This window comes from Paenibacillus sp. RUD330 (assembly GCF_002243345.2).
Taxonomy (GTDB): Bacteria; Bacillota; Bacilli; order Paenibacillales; family Paenibacillaceae; genus Paenibacillus_O.
Window position 1 is genome coordinate 4,547,258 of sequence record NZ_CP022655.2, and the last position, 20,658, is coordinate 4,567,915.

20 protein-coding genes are annotated in these 20,658 nt (G+C 59.7%); 5 read left to right on the forward strand and 15 right to left on the reverse strand.

Features of this window, described 5'->3' with window-relative positions; genetic code table 11:
* Window positions 1–142: 142 nt before the first annotated feature.
* From CIC07_RS20870 to CIC07_RS20890, 5 genes are all read right to left on the reverse strand, one after another.
* Window positions 143–1,159 (reverse strand): ABC transporter ATP-binding protein, encoded by a 1,017-nt coding sequence (locus tag CIC07_RS20870; RefSeq protein WP_076359337.1) that lies wholly within the window; start codon window positions 1,157–1,159, stop codon window positions 143–145.
* 206 nt (window positions 1,160–1,365) lie between these two features.
* Window positions 1,366–2,286: an ABC transporter permease gene (locus CIC07_RS20875; RefSeq protein WP_076359293.1), complete on the reverse strand. Its 921-nt coding sequence runs from the start codon at window positions 2,284–2,286 to the stop codon at window positions 1,366–1,368.
* 2 nt (window positions 2,287–2,288) lie between these two features.
* The gene (locus CIC07_RS20880) at window positions 2,289–3,221 is read right to left on the reverse strand and encodes an ABC transporter permease (RefSeq protein ID WP_076359292.1); all 933 of its coding nucleotides are present in this window, start codon (window positions 3,219–3,221) and stop codon (window positions 2,289–2,291) included.
* A 37-nt stretch (window positions 3,222–3,258) separates the two neighbouring features.
* On the reverse strand, window positions 3,259–4,083 hold the full coding sequence (locus CIC07_RS20885) for a D-aminopeptidase DppA (RefSeq protein WP_076359291.1): 825 nt from the start codon (window positions 4,081–4,083) through the stop codon (window positions 3,259–3,261).
* A 196-nt stretch (window positions 4,084–4,279) separates the two neighbouring features.
* The gene (locus CIC07_RS20890; RefSeq protein WP_021881040.1) at window positions 4,280–4,600 is read right to left on the reverse strand and encodes a DUF3870 domain-containing protein; all 321 of its coding nucleotides are present in this window, start codon (window positions 4,598–4,600) and stop codon (window positions 4,280–4,282) included.
* A 75-nt stretch (window positions 4,601–4,675) separates the two neighbouring features.
* On the opposite strand from CIC07_RS20890, the gene CIC07_RS20895 reads away from it, so the two are divergent.
* Window positions 4,676–4,834: a hypothetical protein gene (locus tag CIC07_RS20895; RefSeq protein WP_157741954.1), complete on the forward strand. Its 159-nt coding sequence runs from the start codon at window positions 4,676–4,678 to the stop codon at window positions 4,832–4,834.
* On the opposite strand, the gene CIC07_RS20900 is transcribed toward CIC07_RS20895, so the two are convergent.
* The 8 genes from CIC07_RS20900 to CIC07_RS20935 all read right to left on the reverse strand — a co-directional run bounded on the left by CIC07_RS20900 (window position 4,831) and on the right by CIC07_RS20935 (window position 15,759).
* Window positions 4,831–6,003: a serine hydrolase domain-containing protein gene (locus CIC07_RS20900; RefSeq protein ID WP_076359290.1), complete on the reverse strand. Its 1,173-nt coding sequence runs from the start codon at window positions 6,001–6,003 to the stop codon at window positions 4,831–4,833. The genes CIC07_RS20895 and CIC07_RS20900 overlap by 4 nt on opposite strands.
* A gap of 157 nt (window positions 6,004–6,160) precedes the next feature.
* Window positions 6,161–7,384 (reverse strand): bifunctional diguanylate cyclase/phosphohydrolase, encoded by a 1,224-nt coding sequence (locus CIC07_RS20905; protein WP_234993081.1) that lies wholly within the window; start codon window positions 7,382–7,384, stop codon window positions 6,161–6,163.
* Window positions 7,385–8,241: 857 nt separating this feature from the next.
* Complete coding sequence (locus CIC07_RS20910) at window positions 8,242–8,871, reverse strand: DUF5317 domain-containing protein (protein WP_076359289.1); 630 nt, start codon at window positions 8,869–8,871, stop codon at window positions 8,242–8,244.
* 318 nt (window positions 8,872–9,189) lie between these two features.
* Entirely contained in the window at window positions 9,190–10,065 is an 876-nt protein-coding gene (locus CIC07_RS20915; protein WP_076359288.1) for a carbohydrate ABC transporter permease, read from the reverse strand.
* Window positions 10,066–10,085: 20 nt separating this feature from the next.
* Window positions 10,086–10,961, reverse strand: coding sequence for a carbohydrate ABC transporter permease (locus CIC07_RS20920; RefSeq protein WP_048746771.1), 876 nt, complete (start codon window positions 10,959–10,961; stop codon window positions 10,086–10,088).
* Between the two features lie 64 nt (window positions 10,962–11,025).
* Window positions 11,026–12,354 (reverse strand): extracellular solute-binding protein, encoded by a 1,329-nt coding sequence (locus CIC07_RS20925; RefSeq protein ID WP_076359287.1) that lies wholly within the window; start codon window positions 12,352–12,354, stop codon window positions 11,026–11,028.
* 91 nt (window positions 12,355–12,445) lie between these two features.
* Window positions 12,446–13,975 carry a helix-turn-helix domain-containing protein gene (locus CIC07_RS20930; protein ID WP_076359286.1) on the reverse strand — a complete coding sequence of 510 codons (1,530 nt, stop codon included), beginning with the start codon at window positions 13,973–13,975 and terminating at the stop codon, window positions 12,446–12,448.
* Window positions 13,972–15,759: a sensor histidine kinase gene (locus CIC07_RS20935; protein ID WP_076359285.1), complete on the reverse strand. Its 1,788-nt coding sequence runs from the start codon at window positions 15,757–15,759 to the stop codon at window positions 13,972–13,974. The genes CIC07_RS20930 and CIC07_RS20935 overlap by 4 nt, the downstream gene beginning before the upstream one ends.
* 29 nt (window positions 15,760–15,788) lie before the next feature.
* Here CIC07_RS20935 and CIC07_RS20940 point away from each other — a divergent pair, with 29 nt between their 5' ends.
* Window positions 15,789–16,214 (forward strand): hypothetical protein, encoded by a 426-nt coding sequence (locus CIC07_RS20940; protein WP_076359284.1) that lies wholly within the window; start codon window positions 15,789–15,791, stop codon window positions 16,212–16,214.
* Window positions 16,215–16,238: 24 nt separating this feature from the next.
* Here CIC07_RS20940 and CIC07_RS20945 read toward each other — a convergent pair whose 3' ends face one another.
* Window positions 16,239–17,444: an MGDG synthase family glycosyltransferase gene (locus CIC07_RS20945; protein ID WP_159442455.1), complete on the reverse strand. Its 1,206-nt coding sequence runs from the start codon at window positions 17,442–17,444 to the stop codon at window positions 16,239–16,241.
* A 182-nt stretch (window positions 17,445–17,626) separates the two neighbouring features.
* Window positions 17,627–18,091: an acyl-CoA thioesterase gene (locus tag CIC07_RS20950; RefSeq protein WP_076359283.1), complete on the reverse strand. Its 465-nt coding sequence runs from the start codon at window positions 18,089–18,091 to the stop codon at window positions 17,627–17,629.
* A 202-nt stretch (window positions 18,092–18,293) separates the two neighbouring features.
* Here CIC07_RS20950 and CIC07_RS20955 point away from each other — a divergent pair, with 202 nt between their 5' ends.
* From CIC07_RS20955 to CIC07_RS20965, 3 genes are all read left to right on the forward strand, one after another.
* Window positions 18,294–18,890, forward strand: coding sequence for a DUF1989 domain-containing protein (locus CIC07_RS20955; protein WP_076359282.1), 597 nt, complete (start codon window positions 18,294–18,296; stop codon window positions 18,888–18,890).
* Between the two features lie 173 nt (window positions 18,891–19,063).
* Window positions 19,064–19,687, forward strand: a complete 624-nt coding sequence (locus CIC07_RS20960) for a LysE family transporter (protein WP_076359281.1) — start codon at window positions 19,064–19,066, stop codon at window positions 19,685–19,687.
* A gap of 76 nt (window positions 19,688–19,763) precedes the next feature.
* Complete coding sequence (locus tag CIC07_RS20965) at window positions 19,764–20,522, forward strand: YqcI/YcgG family protein (RefSeq protein ID WP_076359280.1); 759 nt, start codon at window positions 19,764–19,766, stop codon at window positions 20,520–20,522.
* Window positions 20,523–20,658 lie beyond the last annotated feature (136 nt).

Genomic DNA, 20,658 nt, shown 5'->3' on the forward strand with positions numbered 1-20,658 from the left:
GCGGATGATTCCGGTCAGACGGCCTGCCTCTGCTCTTGTCTGCCGCAGGCCTGCGCTCCCCTTGTCCCCCCTTGGCCCCGAATAAAAAGGTGCTTGAATGAAGCGGAGCAGACGGCTCCCGGTTGTCCAGCGCGCCGCCAGGCTAGCCGATCGCGGCCGACCGTCCGGCCGCGGAGGACGGCGGAGCCTGCTGCGCCCGAGGATCCTCCAGCCAGCAGGACACCGAATGGCTGCCTCCTACCTGGGTCGCTGCCGGATGATGCAGCCGGCACACCTCCATCGCATGGGGGCATCGAGCCGCGAAGGCGCAGCCCGGCGGCGGCGCGAACAGATCCGGCGGCGTGCCCGGAATCGGCTCGAGCTGGCGCGAGCGGTCTCGGTCGAGCCTCGGCATCGAGGCCAGCAGCCCTCTCGTGTACGGATGCCGGGGCCTGCGGAACAGCTCCCGAACGGAGCCCGACTCCACAATCTCGCCGGCATACATGACGCAGACGCGGTCGGCCGTTTCGGCTACGACGCCCAGATCATGGGTGATCAGCACGATGGAGACGCCTGTCTTCCGCTGCAGCATCCGGAACAGCTCCAGAATCTGGGCTTGGATCGTCACGTCGAGCGCGGTCGTCGGCTCGTCGGCGATGAGGAGCGAAGGATTGCAGGAGGCGGCGATCGCGATCATGATGCGCTGCCTCATACCTCCGCTGAACTCGCCCAGATATTGCTTCAGCCGCGTTTCCGGACTCGGAATGCCGACCAGGCCGAGCATTTCCACCGCGATCCTGCGCGCTTCCGATCTCGGCACCTTGCGGTGCAGGGCGATGCTCTCGATCAGCTGCTCTCCGACGGTGAGCGTCGGGTTGAGCGCCGTCATCGCATCCTGGAAGATCATTGAGATCTCCGCGCCGCGCAGCTTGCGCAGCTCCTTTTCCTTGAGCCGCGTCAGGTCAACGCCCTTCCAGACGATGCGCGAGTCCTTGCCTAGCTTCGACGTCTGTTCCGGCAGCAGCCTCATCAGGCTGCGGGCGGTGACGCTTTTGCCGCAGCCCGACTCCCCGACGATGGCCAGCGTCTCGCCTTCGCGAAGCTGGAGATCGACTCCGCGCACCGCCTGCACCTCTCCGCCATGGGTCCGGAAGCTGACCCGCAGATTCTCGACGGCCATCAGGGTTTTGCCGGGCGCCCTGTCTTCAGCCTCCTTCGGCTCACGGCCGGCCGGCTTTTCCCTTGCTGCCGGATCGGACGGCTCCGTCCGGGTTCCATGATAGGCCTCGGAAGGCTGCTTCGACGGGTCGTCAGCCTTTTCCCTGGCCGGGGCATCGGGAGCCGCGACCGCGGATATCGACGCTTTTTTGGAACGTCTCCACATGCTCATGACCTCCTCTGCCTAGGGTTGAAGATATCCTGCAGGCCGTCGCCGACCAGATTGAACGCCAGCATCGTCATAGAGATGAAGAATGCCGGGTAGAACAGCCTCCACCAATGGCCGGAGAGGATGACGCCGAGCGCGTCGCTCGCCATGACGCCCCAGCTCGCAAGCGGCGGCTGGATGCCGAGGCCGAGGAAGCTGAGGAACGCTTCCGCGAAGATGGCCGAAGGCACGGAAAACGTAATCTGCACCATGATGACGCCCATCGCGTTGGGCAGCAGATGCTTGCGGATGATATGCCAGCCGCTGGAGCCGATCGAACGGGAAGCCAGCACATATTCCGACGATTTCAGCGTCAGCACCTGGCCGCGGACGACGCGGGCCATTCCGATCCATCCCGTCGCGCTGAGCGCGACGATGATGGTCAGCAGTCCCGGCCCCATGATGACCATGAGCAGAATGACGATGAGCAGATAGGGAACGCCGTACAGCATGTCCACGAAACGCATCATCAGGTTGTCTGCGCGGCCGCCGACGTACCCGGCGATGCCGCCGTACACGATGCCGATGACGAGGTCGATCAGGGTGGCCATCAGGCCGATGAACAGCGAGATGCGGGCTCCGTACAGAATGCGGGCGAATACGTCCCGGCCCAGGTCATCCGTGCCGAACCAATGCTCGGCGGACGGGCTCATGTTCGCATCGGTGAGGACTTGCTTGGAATAGCTCTGGTCCGTCAGCATCGGGCCGAACGAAGCGAGCAGGGCGAGCAGGATGATGATGACGGCTCCGGCGAACGCGAGCTTGTTGGCCAGCAGCCGGTTCCATGATTCCTTCCAGAAGCCGAGGCGGGGCCGAACGATCGCTTCCGCATCCACGGCGGAGCGGTTCATGGGGACAAACAGGGAATCCGGTACGCTCATGCTCAGCCCTCCTTCCGGTGCAGCTTGATGCGGGGATCAATCAGGCCGTAGGCGATATCGACGAGGAACATCATGAACAGCAGCAAAGCGCTGTAGAACACGGTCGTGCCCATGATGACCGAATAATCGCGGTTGTTGATGCCGTCCACGAAATACTTGCCCATGCCGGGGATGGCGAAGATCTTCTCGATGACGAAGCTTCCCGTCAGGACGTTGGCGATCAGCGCCCCGAGCAGGGTGACGACCGGCAGCACCGCGTTGCGCAGCGCATGCTTCGTGACGATGACGAACGGATGCAGTCCTTTGGCGCGGGCCGTCTCGATATAGTCGGAGGTGAGCACCTCCACCATGTTGGCCCGCGTCATGCGGGCAATGATGGCGATGGGACCGGTAGCCAGCGCCAGCCCCGGCAGCACGGCGTGGCGCCAGGTTCCCCACATGGCGACCGGCAGCAGATGCCATTCCACGGCCACATATTTGATCAGCAGCGTCGCCACGACGAAGTTCGGCACGGCGATGCCGAGCACGGCGAGCACCATCGCCGCCTGGTCGATCAGCCGGTTCTTGTACAGGGCGGCGACCGTTCCGAGCGCGATGCCGGCGACGATGGCGAACAGGATGGCGATCATGCCGAGCTGGAAGGAGACGGGGAAGCCGCGGCTGATCATCGAATTCACGCTGTCGGGAAAATGTCCGATCGACGGACCGAGATCGAGCTTGAGCAGAGACTTCAGATAGAGCACGTATTGAACGCCAATCGGCTCGTCCAGATGGTAATAAGCCATCATGTTCTGCACCGCCGTCGGGTTGCTGTTCTTGCCGTCCTTGTCGAACGGAGACCCCGGCACGGAATGCATGAGGAAAAAGGTCACCGTGATGATCAGCCACAGCGTAACCAGCATAGAAACAAGCCGCTTCAGGATGTAAGATGCCACCTTCTGTCACTCCCCTTAATCGGTCTGGCAAAACGTCTTAGCAGTAATTGGTCCTTGTCGCCAGCTCAATCATGACCAGCATGGCCCGGTAGGCTTCGAGAATGTCCTTGGCCTGGAAGGAAACGACCGGGCTGTTGCCCTCGATCCGGGTTCCCGGCATCAGGTTCGCCCACTCGGCTTGCCCGTAGTTCGCGAATTCGATCGACAGATGCGGGCGCTCCGGCGAAGCCAGCGGCTTGACGCGGGTACGATTGTCGAGAGCCTCCTTCGTCTTCTCCCTCAGCAGCTGGCCGGTCTTGTCCGGAGTCAGGCACAGAGCCGCCGTGCGCGAAATCGCCTTCTTGACGATTGCCGTCGTCACTCCCGGCAGCAGCGCCTCCGCCTCCGCCGCCGTCTCGTCGTCGCCTGCCACAAGCAGGACGGGAACGCCGTAGTGGCCGGCCGCCATGGCGTTGAAGCCGAGCTCCCCGATGGCGGTATCCCCTATGTACATCTTCGTCACGCCGAAAATCATGGTATGGCTGAGAACGCCGCGGGTGGCCGCCATCGTATGGTAGCCGAGGAAGGCGGCTCCTCCGAACGAAGCATCAAGCCCCTGCACCATGGAGTAGGGCTTGACGTCTCCGGTGATGAGCTGGGCGTCGGGATGCAGCCTTTCGATCAGCAGATTGTTCATTTTGGAATGGCTGTCGTTGACGATCACTTCGGAGCAGCCTTCGTCGAATGCCGTGCCGATGACATGATTGGCCTCGTCCGTCATGATGACCTGGCCGCGAGGATAGCTGCGCTGGCTCGAATCGACGTGCGTGCTGTCCACAAGTCCTGTTATGCCTTCCATGTCTACCGAAATATAGAGCTTCATAGGCCATCCTCCCGGAATATAAGAAATAATCAATCGGTAAAGAGTATGAAAAAAACCCAGACCAACAGCCGGGGACATGCTTGTCCCTGGATCCGTTGGCTGGGTTTTATTTACGTGCATGCCGGAATGTCCCGCCATACGGATAAATAAAGCAGCGTTTACGCTGTACCGGAAGTAGGCGCAAAGGCCTGCTCTTCTAGTCGATGAGCGTGGATTTGAATTTTTTGGAGGCGTCCTTGAAGGCGACGATCAATGCCTTCTGCGAAGAGCCGTGGTACCTGCTCCGGATTTCCTCGGCTACCAGCTCCACGTCCAGGACGGAGTGGCCGATGAAGATCGAGCGGACGAACTCCGAAGTGAGCGGAATGGTGGAGGAGCAGCCGGCGTCGATGATGATCCCGGATTCCTTCCCAACGACAAGCCCGATGAAAAAAGCGCTGTACTGCTGGGTGATCGGATTGTTCACGGATGACTGGGCATCGCCTATGAGATACAGCGTGTTCTTGTCGAAAGGCATCCGTCATTCTCCCTTGTCTGCTTCATGCGCTCGCTTGATGTTAATTATTCTAACATCGATTCGAGCGGGTTGTAAATGAGAAATCCTGCTATCGGCCCATGCCGATTCGGCGCTGGCTGCGACCACCGGCACGCGCCGACAGGCCATGCCCTTCTATCGGCCAATCCCGATTTCCGGGTCCAGCTGCGCCTGAAGGCGCGGCGCCCGGTCAACGACCGGGCAGAGGCCCGCTAACGCTCCGCCTTCTTGCGCAGGAATATATCGGCCATCGCAGCCGCCAGATCGGTCTCCGCGGCGGTGAACACATGGCCTTCCTTGGCGTCGTCCAGCCCGTTCATGGCGTAGACCATGCCGATCCCTGCTTCGGGTTCGAAATACATCCCGCTGCGCAGCCCATAGGCGTCGCCGGCATGGCCGATCATCAGCCTGCCGGGCATGAGGTCATGCGTCCGCTGAAGCTGCAGGCCGCCTTCCCGGTAGAAGCCTTCCTGCGGAACCCTGGACCATTGCCGGGCTTGCATCTGCTCCGCCGTCTCCTTGCGGAGAATCCGGACTCCGCTGCGCTCGCCCTTGCCGGCCAGCATCTCCAGCCAGCGGGACAGATCCGCGATTGTCGTCCGAAGGCCGCCCTGCGGGCCGAACAACGATCCGTTGGCGCCGGGAACATAATCCCGCAGGTCCGTCGGCTCCGGCAGACGGCCGCGAAATGCGTCTGCGGCCGGAGCATAATCTCCGGCATCGGCATCGTACTCATAGAGGACCGCGATCCGGTCTGGCTCCTCGAAATGCTGCAGGTTGAAGCTGGAATCCCGCATGCCGAGCGGCTCGAAAAGATGCTTGCGGCAGTAGCGGTCGAAGCGCTCTCCGCTCTGCCGCTCGATGATCGTAGCCATGATAATCGCGCCAAGATTGGAATATTCATAACCGGCCGGATCCCCCGGCGGCTTGTCCCCCCACAGCTTGGCCGGATGCCATTGTCCTCCGGGAATGATCAGTTCGGAGAGCGGAATCATCGGATCCTGGCGGGAAGCGGCCGCGAAGCCGGCATATTCGTCGCGCAGTCCCGACGTATGGGTCATCAGCTGCCGCAGCGTAACCGGCTGGTCGGGAAAGGCTGGATTGCGGAGCGGAAGGCCGACAAGCTTGCCTGCGTCGTCGTCCAAGCCGCATAACCCGCGGTCCACGAGCTGGAGCATCGCGGCCGCCGTGACCGTCTTGGATATGGATGCGATGCGGAAGATCGTCTTGTCCGACACCGGCAAGCCTCTTTCCTTGTCCGACAGTCCCAGACCTCCGCTCCATACGAGCCGTCCGCGAATCAGAAACGCGCAGGCCATGCCGACGATGCGGCGGCGATCCATCGTTTCCTGCAGCCTCAGAGCTACTTTGTCAGGTTTGCCCATGCGATGCTTTCAGCCTCCTTTTGAAGTTGCGTTTGTCGTCCAGGAGACCTGTACAGCGTTTACATTCTATTAAATTATGACTTTTCGTCCCCTAAAACGTCAATAGGCTAAAGGAAAATAATAAAGCCGTTTGCCACATCGGCAAACGGCCAGCGAATCAAGCGCCTTCCCTTTCCTGCTGTTCCCGGAGCTGCTGGATGATCTCCTCGGGGATATCGTCCTGCTCGATCCGGTGGTTGACATAAGCGATGAACGGAACGGCAAGCTCCGGATCGAACTGCGAGCCCGAGCAAGCCCGGATCTCCTCCACGGCCTCCGCGAACGTCCGGGTCCGCTGATAAGGACGCTCGGTCGTCATCGCGTCAAAGGAATCGATGATGCAAAGCAGCCTCGCCAGCTTCGGAATCTCCGTCCCCTTGAGCCCATGCGGGTAACCCGTCCCGTCATAGCGTTCATGATGCAGCTCGACAAGCGGCACGAGATCCGAATAGGTTCCCGATGCGAGCAGAAACTCCTTGCCGAAGGTGACATGCTGCTTGACGAGCTCCCATTCTTCCTTGGACAGCTTCGCTCTCTTGGTCAGCACTTCCCTCGGAATCTCCAGCTTGCCGATGTCATGGATAAGCGCGCCGAGAATGAGCGTCCGCCGCTCCTCCTCGTTCAGGCCGAGCTTCTCCGCCATGTCCACCGCGTAGGAGAACACCCTCTTGGAATGCTTGAACGTGTACACATCCTTGGAGAGGAATACCCGGATCTGCTGCTCCAGCTCGTTGATTTCATGCTCGAACTTCTGCGGCAGATAGGTCTGCTCCCCGTAGATCGTCACCGTGTTCTTGCCCTTGGACTTGGAAATGTACATCGCCCGGTCGGACAAGCCGACAAGCTGCGATTTCTCGTATGTTTCGGCATTCATCTCCATGACGCCGGCCGAGAACGACACGCATCCATGCGGGAGGATTTCCACGCCTTCGAACGGAGAGTTGTTCACCGTCTTGCGGAGCTGGTTGATGAATTTGCGGGCTTCGTTTTTGCCGCAGCCCGGCATGATGACCGCGAATTCCTCTCCCCCGTAGCGGGCGCAGACGAATTCTTGAGGCTCGCACTCCGCCTTGATGATGGAGCCGACAAAGCTGAGCAGCTTGTCGCCTTGCGGATGTCCGTAGAGATCGTTGTATTTCTTGAAGTCGTCGAGATCCAGCATCGCGAAGGAGAATATCTTCCCGTTCTCGCGGTAGGTTTTTATGAAGTCATCCAGCTTCTCTTCCAGGTAGCTGTGGTTGTACAGCCCCGTCCGCTGGTCCTTGTTGGCTTTGTCGTTGATTTCGTGGTACATGAAGAACAGCTGCTTGAAGACGTGGGACAGCAGGACGGCAATAATCAAAAACAGAAAAAGGCCGAAAAAGTGCGTGTTTACAATGAGGATTTGCAACACGATGGCTAATAACAACGTAATCAGATAGGCGAAAATGCATTCCTGGAGAAACAGCCTTGATATCTCAACAACCAGTTTGCCTTTGTATAGCAGAAAATAATAACCTGCGATAAGGAGGACATTGACCATGAAGTATACGGTGAGGGATAGAGAATACGCAGGAAGCAGACTGAGGCTGAATCCATTTTCCATGCCGCCCATCGAGGAGTATACCGTTTGAGCAGAAGCGATCATGATTGTGTATACGGCGAAATTAATCATATGCTTCCACCAAGGAACCTGCTTCTTATAAAAAGCAATGATGATCGCGCTTAATAACAGAACAATAAATGCCATTCTCGCACCATAGATGAATAACGCTGCGAGAAAAACGGTTGAATCCATGGACTGCCGGTTCCCTTCCGGCGGAATTTGGAACATGTAGTGATCCATCAGGATGACACCGGCGATCATGGCATAAATCAAAACCCATTCCGAGGTGGAGAAAACGAAGTCGAATGGATAGAAGTAAGACAGAAACAAAAAAGAGCCTATAAGAGTAATCAACAGAAAATAAATATTTGACGGCTCTTTAAAATATCCAAGCATCCTCTTCATCACGCATTCTCCCTCATTAGCAGTAAAAGAAAAGACAAAAGGAACAGAAGATGCCTGTTCCTTATCAAGAAGTTTTTAATTAGTTGATTTTAATTCCAGAAGTAAGCGAAACCGCTACAGATGCTACGATTGCAACATTGAAAAGAATGGCTTTAACATTGATTTTCTTCATGTTTGTCCACCTCCTTCCATATGAAGTTTCCCCGTCTTCAAATTGCCCGCGCTCCTAAGCCCTGTTCCCCTTTTGATTCCTCTTCCTTGGCTCGATCTTCCTTATCTTGTTGTTTTCTGGAGAGCATCAAATCCTGCAAATAGAAGAACACGCCAATGTTCATGATGACATCGCCGATGCTGATTGCTTGTCTTCTTGGGTAAGGAGGTCCCAATGGAATGATGTCGCCTAGGAAGGCGAGGCGGGTGTGGAAATCCATCAAAACGTGCTTATAAAGAATATCGCCGTTTTTAAGCATTTCGACGAAAGCAGGGTCTTTTAAAACCGATGCGGCTTCCAACGATACAGGCATGCGCCCACCGTTAAATACCATGACGAGGAAATTCATTAAAACGCCGATTGCTAGAAGACCAAAGCCTTTTTGTTTGCGGTTAATCGTCAAAAGAATGAGACCAGCCACATAAATGACCATATAAAAGTAGCCGTTGAATTCGGCAAAGAAAGGGATGCTTTCCTGCATGTAAAACAATACAAACTGAAGAATCAGAAGCAGCGGAAATACCCATCCGCCCTTGATTCTGACATTGCTTAGAGCGATCAAGCCGCTCTTCCAGCCTGCCCGGATAAATCCGACGACAAGACCGATAAGGATGCCATCATAGACCATAGCAGTTTCCCCTTCAGAATATTACGGCAATCGACGACAATATCAATATTGCAGTAAAGTTCTACAATTACCAACATTTGCATTTGATCATTGCCATTATAGAATGCATAAAGACAACCCGTCAATATGAACTAAGTAGCATAACCTATCTTTTTTTGCACAGAGGTCCTATTGACTTCACATTAAAAAACCGGTTCCCAACCAAACGGAACCGGGTTTTATTGCATCTAACGACCTAATTTTATGAATATTTTAAATCAAAAGGCCTATTGAATATTCATTTTTATACATAAAATTCCATATTAAGAACGATTCTCTTCATCCTTTGACGGCGCCCGCCGTCATGCCCTTCATGATCTGTTCCTGGAAGACCAGATAAGCGGCGATGGTCGGCAGCACGGCAATGGCCATCGCCCCCATCGTCAGGCTGTAATCCGTGCCGAAACCGTCGGAGAACAGGGCCAGGCTGAGAGGCAGCGTCTTGAGCGCCTGCGAGTTGATGAACACGAGCGCGAACGCGAAGTCGTTCCAGAAGCGCAGGAAAGCAAGGATCGCCACCGTGGCGAGCGCAGGCTTGCACAGCGGCAGGATCATCCGGAAGAAGATCCCCCACCAGCCGCAGCCGTCGATGAGCGCCGCCTCCTCGATCTCGCGCGGAATCGAGGCCAGATAAGCGATCGTCACAAAGATCGCGATAGGCAGCTCGAAGGCGGTGTAAGGCAGGATCAAGGAGGCATACGTATCGAGCATCCCGACCTTGTTCATGACGATGAACAGGGGCACGAGCGTGCTGTGGATCGGAATCAGCATGCCGAGTACGAACAGCCCCGTCGCCACCCGCGACAGCGGAAAGCGGAAGCGGGACAGCACGTAGGCGGCCATCGTGCCGAGCAGCAGCGTCAGGGCGACGGACAGCACCGATACGAGAACGGAGTTGAACATGGCGCGGCCCATATGCCCGAGCTCCCAGGCTCGGGACAGATTGGAGAGCACCCATTTCTGCGGGAGCGCATAGGGATGGGCGAAAAATTCGTCGTTGGTCTTAAGCGCGCTGATGAACAGCCAGTAGAGCGGATACAGCGTGCCCGCCGCATAGAGCAGCAGGGCGAGCTTCACCGCGAAGCGTCCGGCGGCCGAGCCGGCCCGGGCTCTGGCGACAGCCTCAGACCGGACAGGAGCAGCGGTTGCTTTCATAAGGAATCCCTCCTCTTTCCTCAGCCGTTCTTCCTGCGGGTAACGAGCAGGTTGAGCGCGATGAGCAGCAGGCTGATGACGATGATCATGGTGGAGACGGCGGAGCCGTATCCGTAGCGGTAGACGGCGAACGTGTTGTTGTACATATAAGTAGCGAGAAGCTCCGTCGACTTGGCCGGTCCGCCTCCGGTCATTACGATGACATGGTCGAAAGCCTTCAGGCTGCCAGCGATGCAGAGCACCAGCGTGACGACGACCGTGCTCCATACCATCGGAAGCGTCACCGAACGCAGCTTGCGCCAGCCGGAAGCGCCGTCGATGGCGGCGGCATCGTGGATTTCCGAGGATATGTTTTGAAGCGCGGCAATGAAGATGATCAAGTAAGGCCCGATGTTGCTCCAGTTGATCGGAATCGAGACCGCGTACATGTTGACCTTGGGATCGGACAGCCACGCCCGGGTCCAGCTCTCAAGCCCCAGCAGCGAGAGCGCCTCGTTCAGCAGGCCGAACTGCGAGTTGTAGATGTAGCCCCAGATCATCCCGATGACGACGGTGGAGAGCACCATCGGCATGAACAGCGCGGAGCGGATCAGCCGGTTGAACCAGCCGTTCGCGGTGAGCAGCAGCGCGCCGACAAGCGCGATGGGGATCTGCCCTGCAATGGCGGAAACGACGAGGATCAAGTTGTTTTTCAGAGCCCTCCAGAAGACGGGATCCTGCAGCATGGCCGAGTAGTTGCCGAATCCGATGAACTTCGGCTGGCCCATTCCTTTCCATTGGAAGAAGCCGTAATAGACGGACCACAGAATCGGCACGATGGCGAACAGGATGAATACGATCAGTGCGGGCAGCAGCGCCGCCGCGATGAAACCTCTGCTGCGGAGAGGGGTCGGCACGGGTTATCAGCCTCCTTGTGCAAAAAAGGAGACCCGCTGCGGGCACGGGTCTCCGACTGTGCGGTTATGGGTTGAGCGAACGGGCTTGAGCATCCTGGAGATTCTGGGCGACCGTCTCCGGCTTGCCTCCCATCATGAGCTCCTGCAGGCCGTTGTTGATGGCCTCCGCCGCTTCGGCCGACAGGTAGGCATCGTAGACCGGCGTGATGCCGATCGTTTTGACGAGCTCGAAAGCCTTGTAATAGAGGGAGGTGACCTTCGTTTGGTCGACGTCCGTCTTGTACATGATCATGGAGTTGCTTTCGGCGATCGCCTTCTGCGTCTCCGGTCCGCTCACCGCATAGATGAAGTCGAGCGCGGCCTGCTTCTTGTCGCCTTCCGCCTTTTTGCTGAGCGCGAATCCGGCGCCGGCGCCGCCGGTAATCGTGTTCGCCTCGCCTTTGCCGTCCGGAACGGAAGGAAGCACCGTGATGTCGATCTTCTTCAACTCCTCCTCGCTCGTGGCGGCGAGATTCGTAAGCGTCCATGCGCCGCTGACCATCATCGCTGCCTTGCCCTGCACGAAGTATTGCTCCGCCTGGGTGTTGTCGATCGTATTGGCGTCCTTGGCGAAGGCGTCGGCGTCGACAAGCTGCTTGAAGTAGCCCAGAGCTTCCACGAATTGCGGATCGGCAAAGGAAGCCCCGTCCTGCGCAACCGCTTTCTTGAACCAGTCGGTTCCTGTCACCCTGTCCGCCAGCGAGCCGAGCAGGGTCGACTGCGCGACCCACGGGGCTTTGTTGCCGAGAGCGATCGGCGTAATGCCCGCCTTGTTGAAGGCGGCGACGGCGGCCATCAGCTCATCCCAGGTTTTCGGCACGGCGACGTTGTTCTGCTCGAACAAGTCCGTACGATAATAAAGGAAGGAAGTCGCCGACATGGCGAGCGGAGCGAGGTAAGTCTTGCCGTCGATCGTGGAGCCGTCGAAGGCTCCGGGCAGGAAGTTGTCCTTCCATTCCTGCTTGCTGTCGAGCAGCTCGTTGATCGGCTGCACGAGCCCCGACTCCTGGAAGCCCTTGATATGGCTGCCGGAGTAGGAGAGGAACACATCCGGCATCTCGTCCGCGGCGGCGACCGTGCTCAGCCGCTGGCGGTATCCGTCCGGAGGAATGGCTTGAGCGTCGAGCTCCACGTCGGGACGGCTGGCGGCGAATTCCTCGATCTTGGCGCGGACCGTCTTGGCGCGGGCGTCGTCCCCGGCGAAATTATGCCATACGGTGAGCTTGATCTTCTTGCCGGCGTCCGCCCCTTCCCCGCTCTTGGAGGAGGCTTCATTGTTCGTTCCGCCGCTGCACGCGGTGAGCAGCGTCATGGCCGTGACGGCGGCGATTCCAAGCTTGCTTATGTTTCTCATAACCATTCCCCCTGTCATGAATTGACCTCAGTATAAGCCAGGGGTCCCCGCCGCAGCAGGGGGGATCCTTCGGGAGCAGGGGGGGCATTCTTCACCTGCCGGCCTGGCGGAATTCGGTCGGCGTGCAGCCGCTATGCGTCTTGAACAGCTTGTTGAAATGCTTGGCGTCCTCATAACCGACCTCCGCGGCGATGCGCGCCACCTTGGCAGGCGTATGCAGCAGCAGATCCCGCGCCCGTTCCATGCGGGCTGCCGTGACGAACTCCAGATAGGTGAGCCCGGCCTCCCGCTTGAACAGCTCGCTGAAATAAGTCGGGTTCATGTGGACATGACGGGCGACCTGCTGCAGCGACAGGCTGCTGCTGAGATGCTCGCGGATGTACTCGCAGGCTCGCCTGACAGCTCCATGGCCGCCGGAAGCCAGATCCCTGTACCGGCTTGCGAGCGTGATCAGGCAGGCGATGAGCGTCTCTCGAGGCTGCTCCTCCAGGCCGCTGATCTCCAGGCCCTCGAGCGGAGCAATCGGATCCGCTCCGAGTGATTCCGCGCTGCGGTCCAGCCAGCGGCAGCCGGCGATGAGCACGGAGTGGAAATAAGCGGTTGCGGAAGCAGGCGTCGCCTTCCCCTCGGAGCGGATGCCCTCCAGGAGACGATCGGTCCATTGCTCCACCGCCTCCGCCCTTCCGGCTTGGAGCAGACGCGCGATCTCCCTCTCCTCCTCCGGAGAGCAGACGGTGCGCATGCCCTCGCGCCCGCTCACCTCGGCATGCAGGACGACGCCGCCGCTGCCGGCGAGGTAGCGGCTGGAATACGCATGCAGCGCCGTCCTTCTCGCCGCCTCCATGCCGTCCCAGCCCGGCTGGACGTCGCCGCCGGCCGCATGGAGCGTCGCTCCGGCCGCCGCAGCCTTCCGGATGATGGAGCTCATCTGCGGAACGAGCTCCCGTCCATCGCCGGCAGCGGCCGCGAGCAGCCAGCCCCGTTCATGCGCGGCGGCAGGGACGCCGAGAAGGCCGGCCAGCCGCTGGACGGCCTCTTCGGCGAGCGCGCGCGCAGCGGCAGGACCGGCATAGCCGAGCAGCCACAGCTGCAGGCCGCGGCTGCGGCCGACAGCGCGCAGGGCGGGATGCCAGTCGAACGCCTGCTCCAGCAGCTCCGGCTCCGGCCGCCCCCCTCCCAGGAGGCGGGATATCTGCTGCCCGTAATAGGCTTCCGACTGCATCCGTCTGCTCTCCTCGCGCTCCAGCTTGCCGAGGCGCCGGTCGCGCGCCCGCAGCGCAGCCTGCAGAATCTCATCCGGGCCGCTCGTCTTGAGCAGATACTCGCTCACGCCCTGCCTGATGGCTTGCTGGGCGTAGGTGAATTCATCGTAACCGGACAGCACGATCACCTCGGTATCGGGATAAGAGGCGAGCACCTCCGAGCTCATCTCGAGCCCGCTTGCTCCCGTCATGCGGATGTCGGTGAGAATCAGCTCCGGCCTCTCCACCGGAATGCGCATCAGCGCCTCCTCCGCGGAAGCCGCTGCGGGCAGCAGGCTGAAGCCGTTCTCCGCCCAAGGAATGACTGTGCTCAGACCGGTCCGGATGATGACTTCATCGTCGACAATGAGCAGCTTCATCCGCTTCCCTCCTCCTCGGTCGGCTCCGGCAGCACGAACATGACGACCGTCCCTTCTCCGACGCGGCTCTCCACCTGCAGGCCAGCTCCCGGACCATAATGGAGCAGCAGCCGGTTATGCACGTTGCGCAGCCCGTAGCTGCCGTATTCCCCACCGGTCGCCGTGTCGAGGCCCGGCAGCAGCCGGCTCACGAGCAGTCCCCGCAGCTCCTCCAGCTTCGCCGGCGGGATGCCGACTCCGTCATCCCGGACCGTGAAGCGGATTCCCTCCTCGGCGGCGGCGGCGATGACCTCGATGCCTCCGGGCTCGGGCCGCTTGAGAATGCCGTGCAGCAGGGCGTTCTCGATCAGCGGCTGCAGCAGCAGCTTCAGCATGCGCCGCTCCAGCAGCTCCTGAGGCACCTCCGTGCGGAACCAGAAGCGCTCCGGATAGCGGATCGACTGGACCTTGATATAGCTTTGCACGTGGCTGATTTCCTGGGACACCGTACAGTACTCCTGCCCCTTGTTGAGGCTGAAGCGGAGGAAGTCGCTGAGCGAGCCGACCATCTCCGCCGTGCGGGCATCCTTGTTCATCAGCGCCATCCACTGGACGGATGACAGGGTATTGTAGAGGAAATGAGGGTTGATCTGGGCTTGCAGCGCCAGCATGTCCGCTTCCTTCTTCATGCTCTCGCTCCGCTTCACTTCCTCCGTCAGGTTGACGATGCGGCTGCTGAGCCGGTTGTAGCTGATGACCAGCTGGCCGACCTCGTCGATCGTCGTGACCGGAATGACCGGCAGTGGCTCCTCGGGATTCGCGCCCCGCAGCTGCCTTGTCAGCGAGGACAGCGGCCCGGTCACCTTGCGCACAATGAAGCCGACGACGACAATGACGAACAGGAGCGCGATGCATACCGAGATTGCGGTGAGCGTAAGGAAATAGCGGTTCTGGGAGCGGTACTCCTGAAAGGGGATAATGCCGGCGAGCTTCCAGTCGGCTCTGCCGAGCGAGCGGTACAGGACGGTGGAACGGGCGTCGTCCCGGCCGTATGTGAGCACGCCGCTCTCTCCGTCCAGCCCGGTCAAGCCGGGCAGATAATCCGTGAGGGGGCGGTTCGTCTCCCAGCGCGGCGGTCCGGCCATGATCCGGCCCTGTCCGTCGAGCAGCACGACCGAGCCCGAGCCTTCCAGCTCGGACTGGCGCAGCTGGCGGGCGATGACCGACTGGTCGAGGCTGATGCGCAGCTGGCCGATGACTTTGTCGTAACGCGTCGTGCTGCGGATCGGCCGGGACATCGTCAGCACCTGCTGGCTGTCCAGGGAGGTGGTCTGCACGTAGACGGACGACCACCATTTGGCATGCGGTCCGTAATGCTCCGGATCCTCGGCCGCAAGGCGGTCCAGGCCGGAGGAGACGACGGAGCGGATGCTCACGGGCGAGCTTCCGCCCGATCCATCGATGGTGATGTTGCTGATATACGGCTTGGAGAAGGCCAGATCGGTCAGAAAGCTGATGATGGCCGTCTGCTTGCGCGCATCGCGCTGACCGGCCTGCAGATCCTTCTGGACATTCTCGTTGCCGATCAGGAAGAGAGACATGTTCTCCACGTCCGCGACCATGTTGTCCAGGTAAGCCTGCAGCAGATCCAGCGTTTTCATGCCGTCGATCTTAGCCTTCTCTTCCGACAGCCCCTCGGCGATCGAGTAGGACAGCAGTCCCAGCGACATCAGCGGCACGAGCACGGCCAGAATCGTCAGGAGGGATAGCTTGTGTTTGAGTGATTTGCCGAGCCAGTTTTCCATGCTGCCGATTCCCCCAGGCGAGTTTTGGGATGTTTTCTACCATCATAGTCAAGGATTTGGACGAGCGCCAGAACATTTCGAAGCCGATTTCCCTTGTATTTCCATTAAATATCGGAAAATCTGACATCGTTTTGATCGTTTTCGTCACAATTTTCATGATAGCGCATACATTTTTGATCAGGCAAGCCATCCTGAAAAATAAAGCAGGCGGCAGGCGAAAACAGCCCAAAATCACGATGCCTCCGACAGCAAAAAAGGAATCCGGCCTGACGGCCGAATTCCTTCCGGTATCTCCCATTTCTCGCGCAGCTGGGCTTCTGCATGTTCTCATCATGCGTCGCAGCCGGTTTTTTTGCATGCTCTCTCCTGTGTGCGCAGCCGAGTTTTGCAGCATCTCGTGCTGTCGCAGACGCTCGGGCATGCTTGCCGTTCATGCCCGTGCCCTTCATGCTTGAGCCAGGTCCCAAGCTTATGCAGCCTTACGCATGGGCAGCCGCCAAGCGTCCCGACTGGAGAAGAGCTGCGGCGTCCGCCCCTTCGGCCGATTGGCCGAGCATCCGGATGATGACATGCACGGCCCGGTCCGCGCCATGCTCCGGCTTGTTCAGCGAGGCGTTCTTGCGCAGGCGGGCGCGCAGCGCGTCTTCCGCGATGACCTGGCGCAGCCTCCGCATGAGGTCCGACTTGGAGCGGGCTTCCACCGCCGCTCCCAGATGGGTCAGATAAGCCGAGTTCTCCTGTTCTTGTCCCGGAATCGGCTTGAACAGAATCATCGGCAGCTCCTGGGACAGAGCCTCGGAGACGGTGAGGCCGCCCGGCTTCGTCACCATGACGTCGGCTGCCGCCATGAGCTCATGCACGTAGTCGATGAAACCCGTCACCAGGATCCGATGCGGTCCGCCCATCGCTTCCAGCCTTTTCTCGAGCTGGCGGCGCAGCTTCTCGTTGCGCCCGCAGACGAAGACGTACTGGGCGGGCGGCATGTCCTCGGCGGAATCCAGCAGCGTCAGCAGCCGGCGTCCGATCAAGCCGTCGCCCCCGCCCATGACGAGAACGACCGGCAGCGCGAGGCTGAGCCCATGCTTGCGCCGCAGCTCCAGACGGTCGTAGGCGCGACCGAAGGAGAAGCGGACGGGCATGCCGGTGACCGATACGGCTCCCGCCGGTATGCCGAGCTCCGTCAGGGAGCTCTGAATCGATTCCGAGCCGACGATGTACCGGTCCGTGCCCGGATGCAGCCAGTAGCTGTGCCGCGCGTAATCGGTCATCACCGTCGCCGTGGCGACCGATGTCAGCCCGGCCGTCTTGAGGCGGGACATCGCGGCCGCCGCGGGCGGGAAGGTGCTGACCACGACGGAGGGCTGGAATTCCTCCAGCAGCTCCATCATCCTCCCGGAGCGGAACGTGCGCATCTGCTTGAACATCCCGGACAGGCGGTTCTCGTCGCGGGTGGCGCGGTATAGATATCCGTACAAGGACGGCAAGCCTTTGACGCCCTGCATGTAGAAGAATCTGCCTACGGAATGCGTCTTGGGATGCGTCCATTGCATGAAATCCACGACCCGGACAACGGCGTCGGGATATTGCCGCGCCGCCGCTTCGGCGATGGCTCTGGCCGCCTGGTTGTGGCCGTCGCCCAGCGTCCCGGTCAAGACCAGGATCCTCTGCTGGCTTATAGGTACCAAAGGGGGTTCCTCCTTCAAATCTTAGCCGGTGGCAGCTTCCGCTTATACATACGGCTCGTTCGGCCGAAATAGTCTTCTTCCGCATGCCCTGCCCGCAAGATGTCGTCTGGAACCAGCTTACCGCGATCGGGCGCGAGAGGCATACCGTCTGTGGAATGTTCCTGTCCTGGACCGAAGTCCGGTTATTCGGTCATTCTCTCGCCCTCGAAGGAGCGGAGCGCCTCGCGCACATGATCCGGGATGGCGGTGCTGCGGCCGCTGGCCGTGTCGATCAGCACGACCGTGCCGCGTCCCGCGGCCTTGAGCTCTTCCCCGACGGTAAGCGCGTAGTGGATATCCATGGACGAGCGTCCGAGCTTGGCCGTCTTCACATGCAGCCGCAGCCGGTCGCGGAGATAAATCTGGCCCAGGTACTGGCATTCGAGATCCGCCACGACGGATACGGTCTTGTCGCTGAACAGCTCGTCGGTGAGCCCCAGGTTCTCGACGTACTCGATCCTGCCCTGCTCGAAATACATGAAGTAGCTGACGTTGTTGACATGCCCCAGCATGTCCGTCTCGCAATAACGGATTTTCAGCGGAATGGAGAACTGGAACGACTCCAGCCAGGCTTGCCTGTCTTCCCCCATGAATGCGCCCTTGCTCATAATGCGCAATGCCCCTTTCAGCATGCTCCCGGTCCTTGCACACGCCACTGCCGGAAACGATATGTCTATCAAGCAGGATATCACGCCGCGAGCCGGACAGACAACTTTTCCGCAGCCGACGACGATCTTGAGTTGCAGATGCATGCCCTCATCGCCATACGCCCATACTGACTAGATGACCATAGGAAGGGAGCAACCGGGCATGCCGCAGAGCAAGTGGCTGATTCCCGCCGGTGAAGGAATCGGCTTCAAGGTGAACAAAGGCCAGATCATCCGGGTGACGGATGTCGAGGGCGAGCAGGTGGCCGACTTCGTCGCTTACCGTGCCGACGATGCGAGCGAGAGGATCGATCCGAACGTGACAATGGACGCCCTCCACAAGATGAAGGTCCGTCCGGGGGATATTCTTTACTCCAACAAATATCGTCCGATCTTGACCGTTGTCGCCGACGACGTCGGCGTCCACGACTTCATCAACGCATCGTGCCGTCCGGAGATGTACGAGTTTCTGTACGGCAAGAAAAACCACGCCAGCTGCCATGAAAACCTGACCCGTGCGCTGGAGCCGTACGGCTTGCCGGAGCCGGACCAGCATTACGCGTTCAATGTCTTCATGAACACGGTCATCCATCCGGACGGCAGCATTTCCGTCGAGCGACCGCTGTCGAAGGCAGGCGACTCCGTGGAGCTGAGGGCGGAAATGGATCTCGTCGTCGCCGTCTCTGCCTGCCCCTGCTCGGAGAGCGCCTGCAACGGCTATGCCTGCACGCCGATCCTCGTCGAAGTTGTCGACGGATGATTGCGACGGATGGATCGGCCGGATGATACATCGGAGCCGTTGAATCGAATTGTTTCCAGGGACGCCGCTCCGGCGCCCCTATTTGTCCTTCTACAAAAATGCGCCTCCGAATAGGAATAGGATGACTTGTACCCGTTGCAGGCAAGCCTATTTCCTTCGGAGGTGGTTTTCGAATGAACGCCTTTATGGCCTATGTGCTGCTGGGACTGTCCCTGTCGGCTCCGATCGGCCCCATCAACGCCGCCCAGCTGGACAAGGGAGCCCGCTTCGGCTTCACCCATGCCTGGCTGGTCGGAATCGGCGCCATGGCCGCCGACGCGCTGTACATGCTGCTGATTTATTTCGGCGTGGCGAATTTCCTCGCGACCGGCTTCATGCGCACGCTGCTGTTCGCCTTCGGCTTCTTCGTGCTCATGTACACCGGGCTCGAAACGCTGAAGGCCGCTTCTCCCTCGCTTCCGGGTCCGCTCCATGAGGAAACGACGCGGACCGCCTCCTTCCGCTCCGGCTTCCTGATGGCGCTGCTCAATCCGCTCAATATCCTGTTCTGGCTCGGCATCTACGGGTCCCTGATCGCCGGCAGCTCCCATGAGGGCCTCTCCCTGCTGCTCTTGCACAGCACCGGGATTTTCGCGGGCATCCTGCTCTGGGACGTCGCCATGGCCGCACTCGCAAGCTCGCTGCGGCGATTCGCCAGCAGCCGCGTCCTGCAAGGCATTTCCTCCCTGGCAGGGCTGTCGCTGATCGGCTTCGGCCTTTACTTCGGCTGGCAGGCCTTCCTCCAGCTGACGGCCTAGCCTGCCGGGACGTTCACCCATCCCCTCCTCCTTTCATACGATGAAGCGACGTATCAAAGGAGGATGGCAAGGACGGATGGCACAACTGCATGCGAAAAGCTGGCTTGATCATCACTCGATATCACTGGAGAAATGGGAACGTGAAGCCTACCTGAGCTTTGCTTCCATGATCGCCGACGACGGCAATTCCTATCCTTGCGTGCCGGGCAGGCAGGGGTTTCTGACCGATAATCTGCGGTTCGGGTTCGCTCCGGACCCCCGTACGGAAGCGGCGGCGCGCGAAGCGGCCGATCTGCTTGCGCAGTACGGTCCTTTGTCCCGGGATACGGGCAAATACGCCTCGCTGGTCATCTTCTTCCACACTCCCGAAGATCTGCTGCAGAGCGCTTCCGTGGAAGACTACGAGGAGCTGTTCTGGTCTCTTCTCCGCGATGCTTCCAAGCTGGACGCGGCATCTTGGCCGGAATCGATCCCTCGGGATCCCGGGCATCACGAATGGGAATTCTGCTACGGCGGCGAGCCGTACTTCGCCTTTTGCGCCACTCCGGCCCATGCGGTCCGGCGCAGCCGTTCTTTTCCCGGCTTTCTCGTGGCTTTCCAGCCCCGCTGGGTATTCCAGGAAATCAACGACTCCACGCCCTTCGGCCGCAACATGAAAAAAATCATCCGCCGGAAGCTGGCGGACTACGACGGCATTCCCGCCCACCCGTCGCTCAAATGGTACGGCCAGCAGGACAACCAGGAATGGCGGCAATACTACCTGCGGGACGACGACAGCGCCTTGTCGAAATGCCCGTTCCTGAACGGCAAAATCAAGCTGCCTGCCGGCGATTGAACGTCGGATTCCCGCGAGAGATGGATCTTGCGGGATTTTGGGCATGGCCTCTGAAACGAAACCAGGGCGCCCGAATGCGCAAGCGGCACAAAGCGGGCGCCCGGATGGGATTGGCTCGTTGTCGGATCGTTTTTCA

Bases quoted from the DNA above. Each gene is read 5' to 3' on its own strand.
- CIC07_RS20870 (WP_076359337.1), bottom strand. From the start codon at position 1,159: ATGGCCGTCGAGAATCTGCGGGTCAGCTTCCGGACCCATGGCGGAGAG.
- CIC07_RS20875 (WP_076359293.1), bottom strand. From the start codon at position 2,286: ATGAGCGTACCGGATTCCCTGTTTGTCCCCATGAACCGCTCCGCCGTG.
- CIC07_RS20885 (WP_076359291.1), bottom strand. From the start codon at position 4,083: ATGAAGCTCTATATTTCGGTAGACATGGAAGGCATAACAGGACTTGTG.
- CIC07_RS20890 (WP_021881040.1), bottom strand. From the start codon at position 4,600: ATGCCTTTCGACAAGAACACGCTGTATCTCATAGGCGATGCCCAGTCA.
- CIC07_RS20895 (WP_157741954.1), top strand. From the start codon at position 4,676: ATGAGAAATCCTGCTATCGGCCCATGCCGATTCGGCGCTGGCTGCGAC.
- CIC07_RS20900 (WP_076359290.1), bottom strand. From the start codon at position 6,003: ATGGGCAAACCTGACAAAGTAGCTCTGAGGCTGCAGGAAACGATGGAT.
- CIC07_RS20910 (WP_076359289.1), bottom strand. From the start codon at position 8,871: ATGGTCTATGATGGCATCCTTATCGGTCTTGTCGTCGGATTTATCCGG.
- CIC07_RS20915 (WP_076359288.1), bottom strand. From the start codon at position 10,065: ATGAAAGCAACCGCTGCTCCTGTCCGGTCTGAGGCTGTCGCCAGAGCC.
- CIC07_RS20925 (WP_076359287.1), bottom strand. From the start codon at position 12,354: ATGAGAAACATAAGCAAGCTTGGAATCGCCGCCGTCACGGCCATGACG.
- CIC07_RS20930 (WP_076359286.1), bottom strand. From the start codon at position 13,975: ATGAAGCTGCTCATTGTCGACGATGAAGTCATCATCCGGACCGGTCTG.
- CIC07_RS20935 (WP_076359285.1), bottom strand. From the start codon at position 15,759: ATGGAAAACTGGCTCGGCAAATCACTCAAACACAAGCTATCCCTCCTG.
- CIC07_RS20940 (WP_076359284.1), top strand. From the start codon at position 15,789: ATGTTTTCTACCATCATAGTCAAGGATTTGGACGAGCGCCAGAACATT.
- CIC07_RS20950 (WP_076359283.1), bottom strand. From the start codon at position 18,091: ATGAGCAAGGGCGCATTCATGGGGGAAGACAGGCAAGCCTGGCTGGAG.
- CIC07_RS20955 (WP_076359282.1), top strand. From the start codon at position 18,294: ATGCCGCAGAGCAAGTGGCTGATTCCCGCCGGTGAAGGAATCGGCTTC.
- CIC07_RS20960 (WP_076359281.1), top strand. From the start codon at position 19,064: ATGAACGCCTTTATGGCCTATGTGCTGCTGGGACTGTCCCTGTCGGCT.
- CIC07_RS20965 (WP_076359280.1), top strand. From the start codon at position 19,764: ATGGCACAACTGCATGCGAAAAGCTGGCTTGATCATCACTCGATATCA.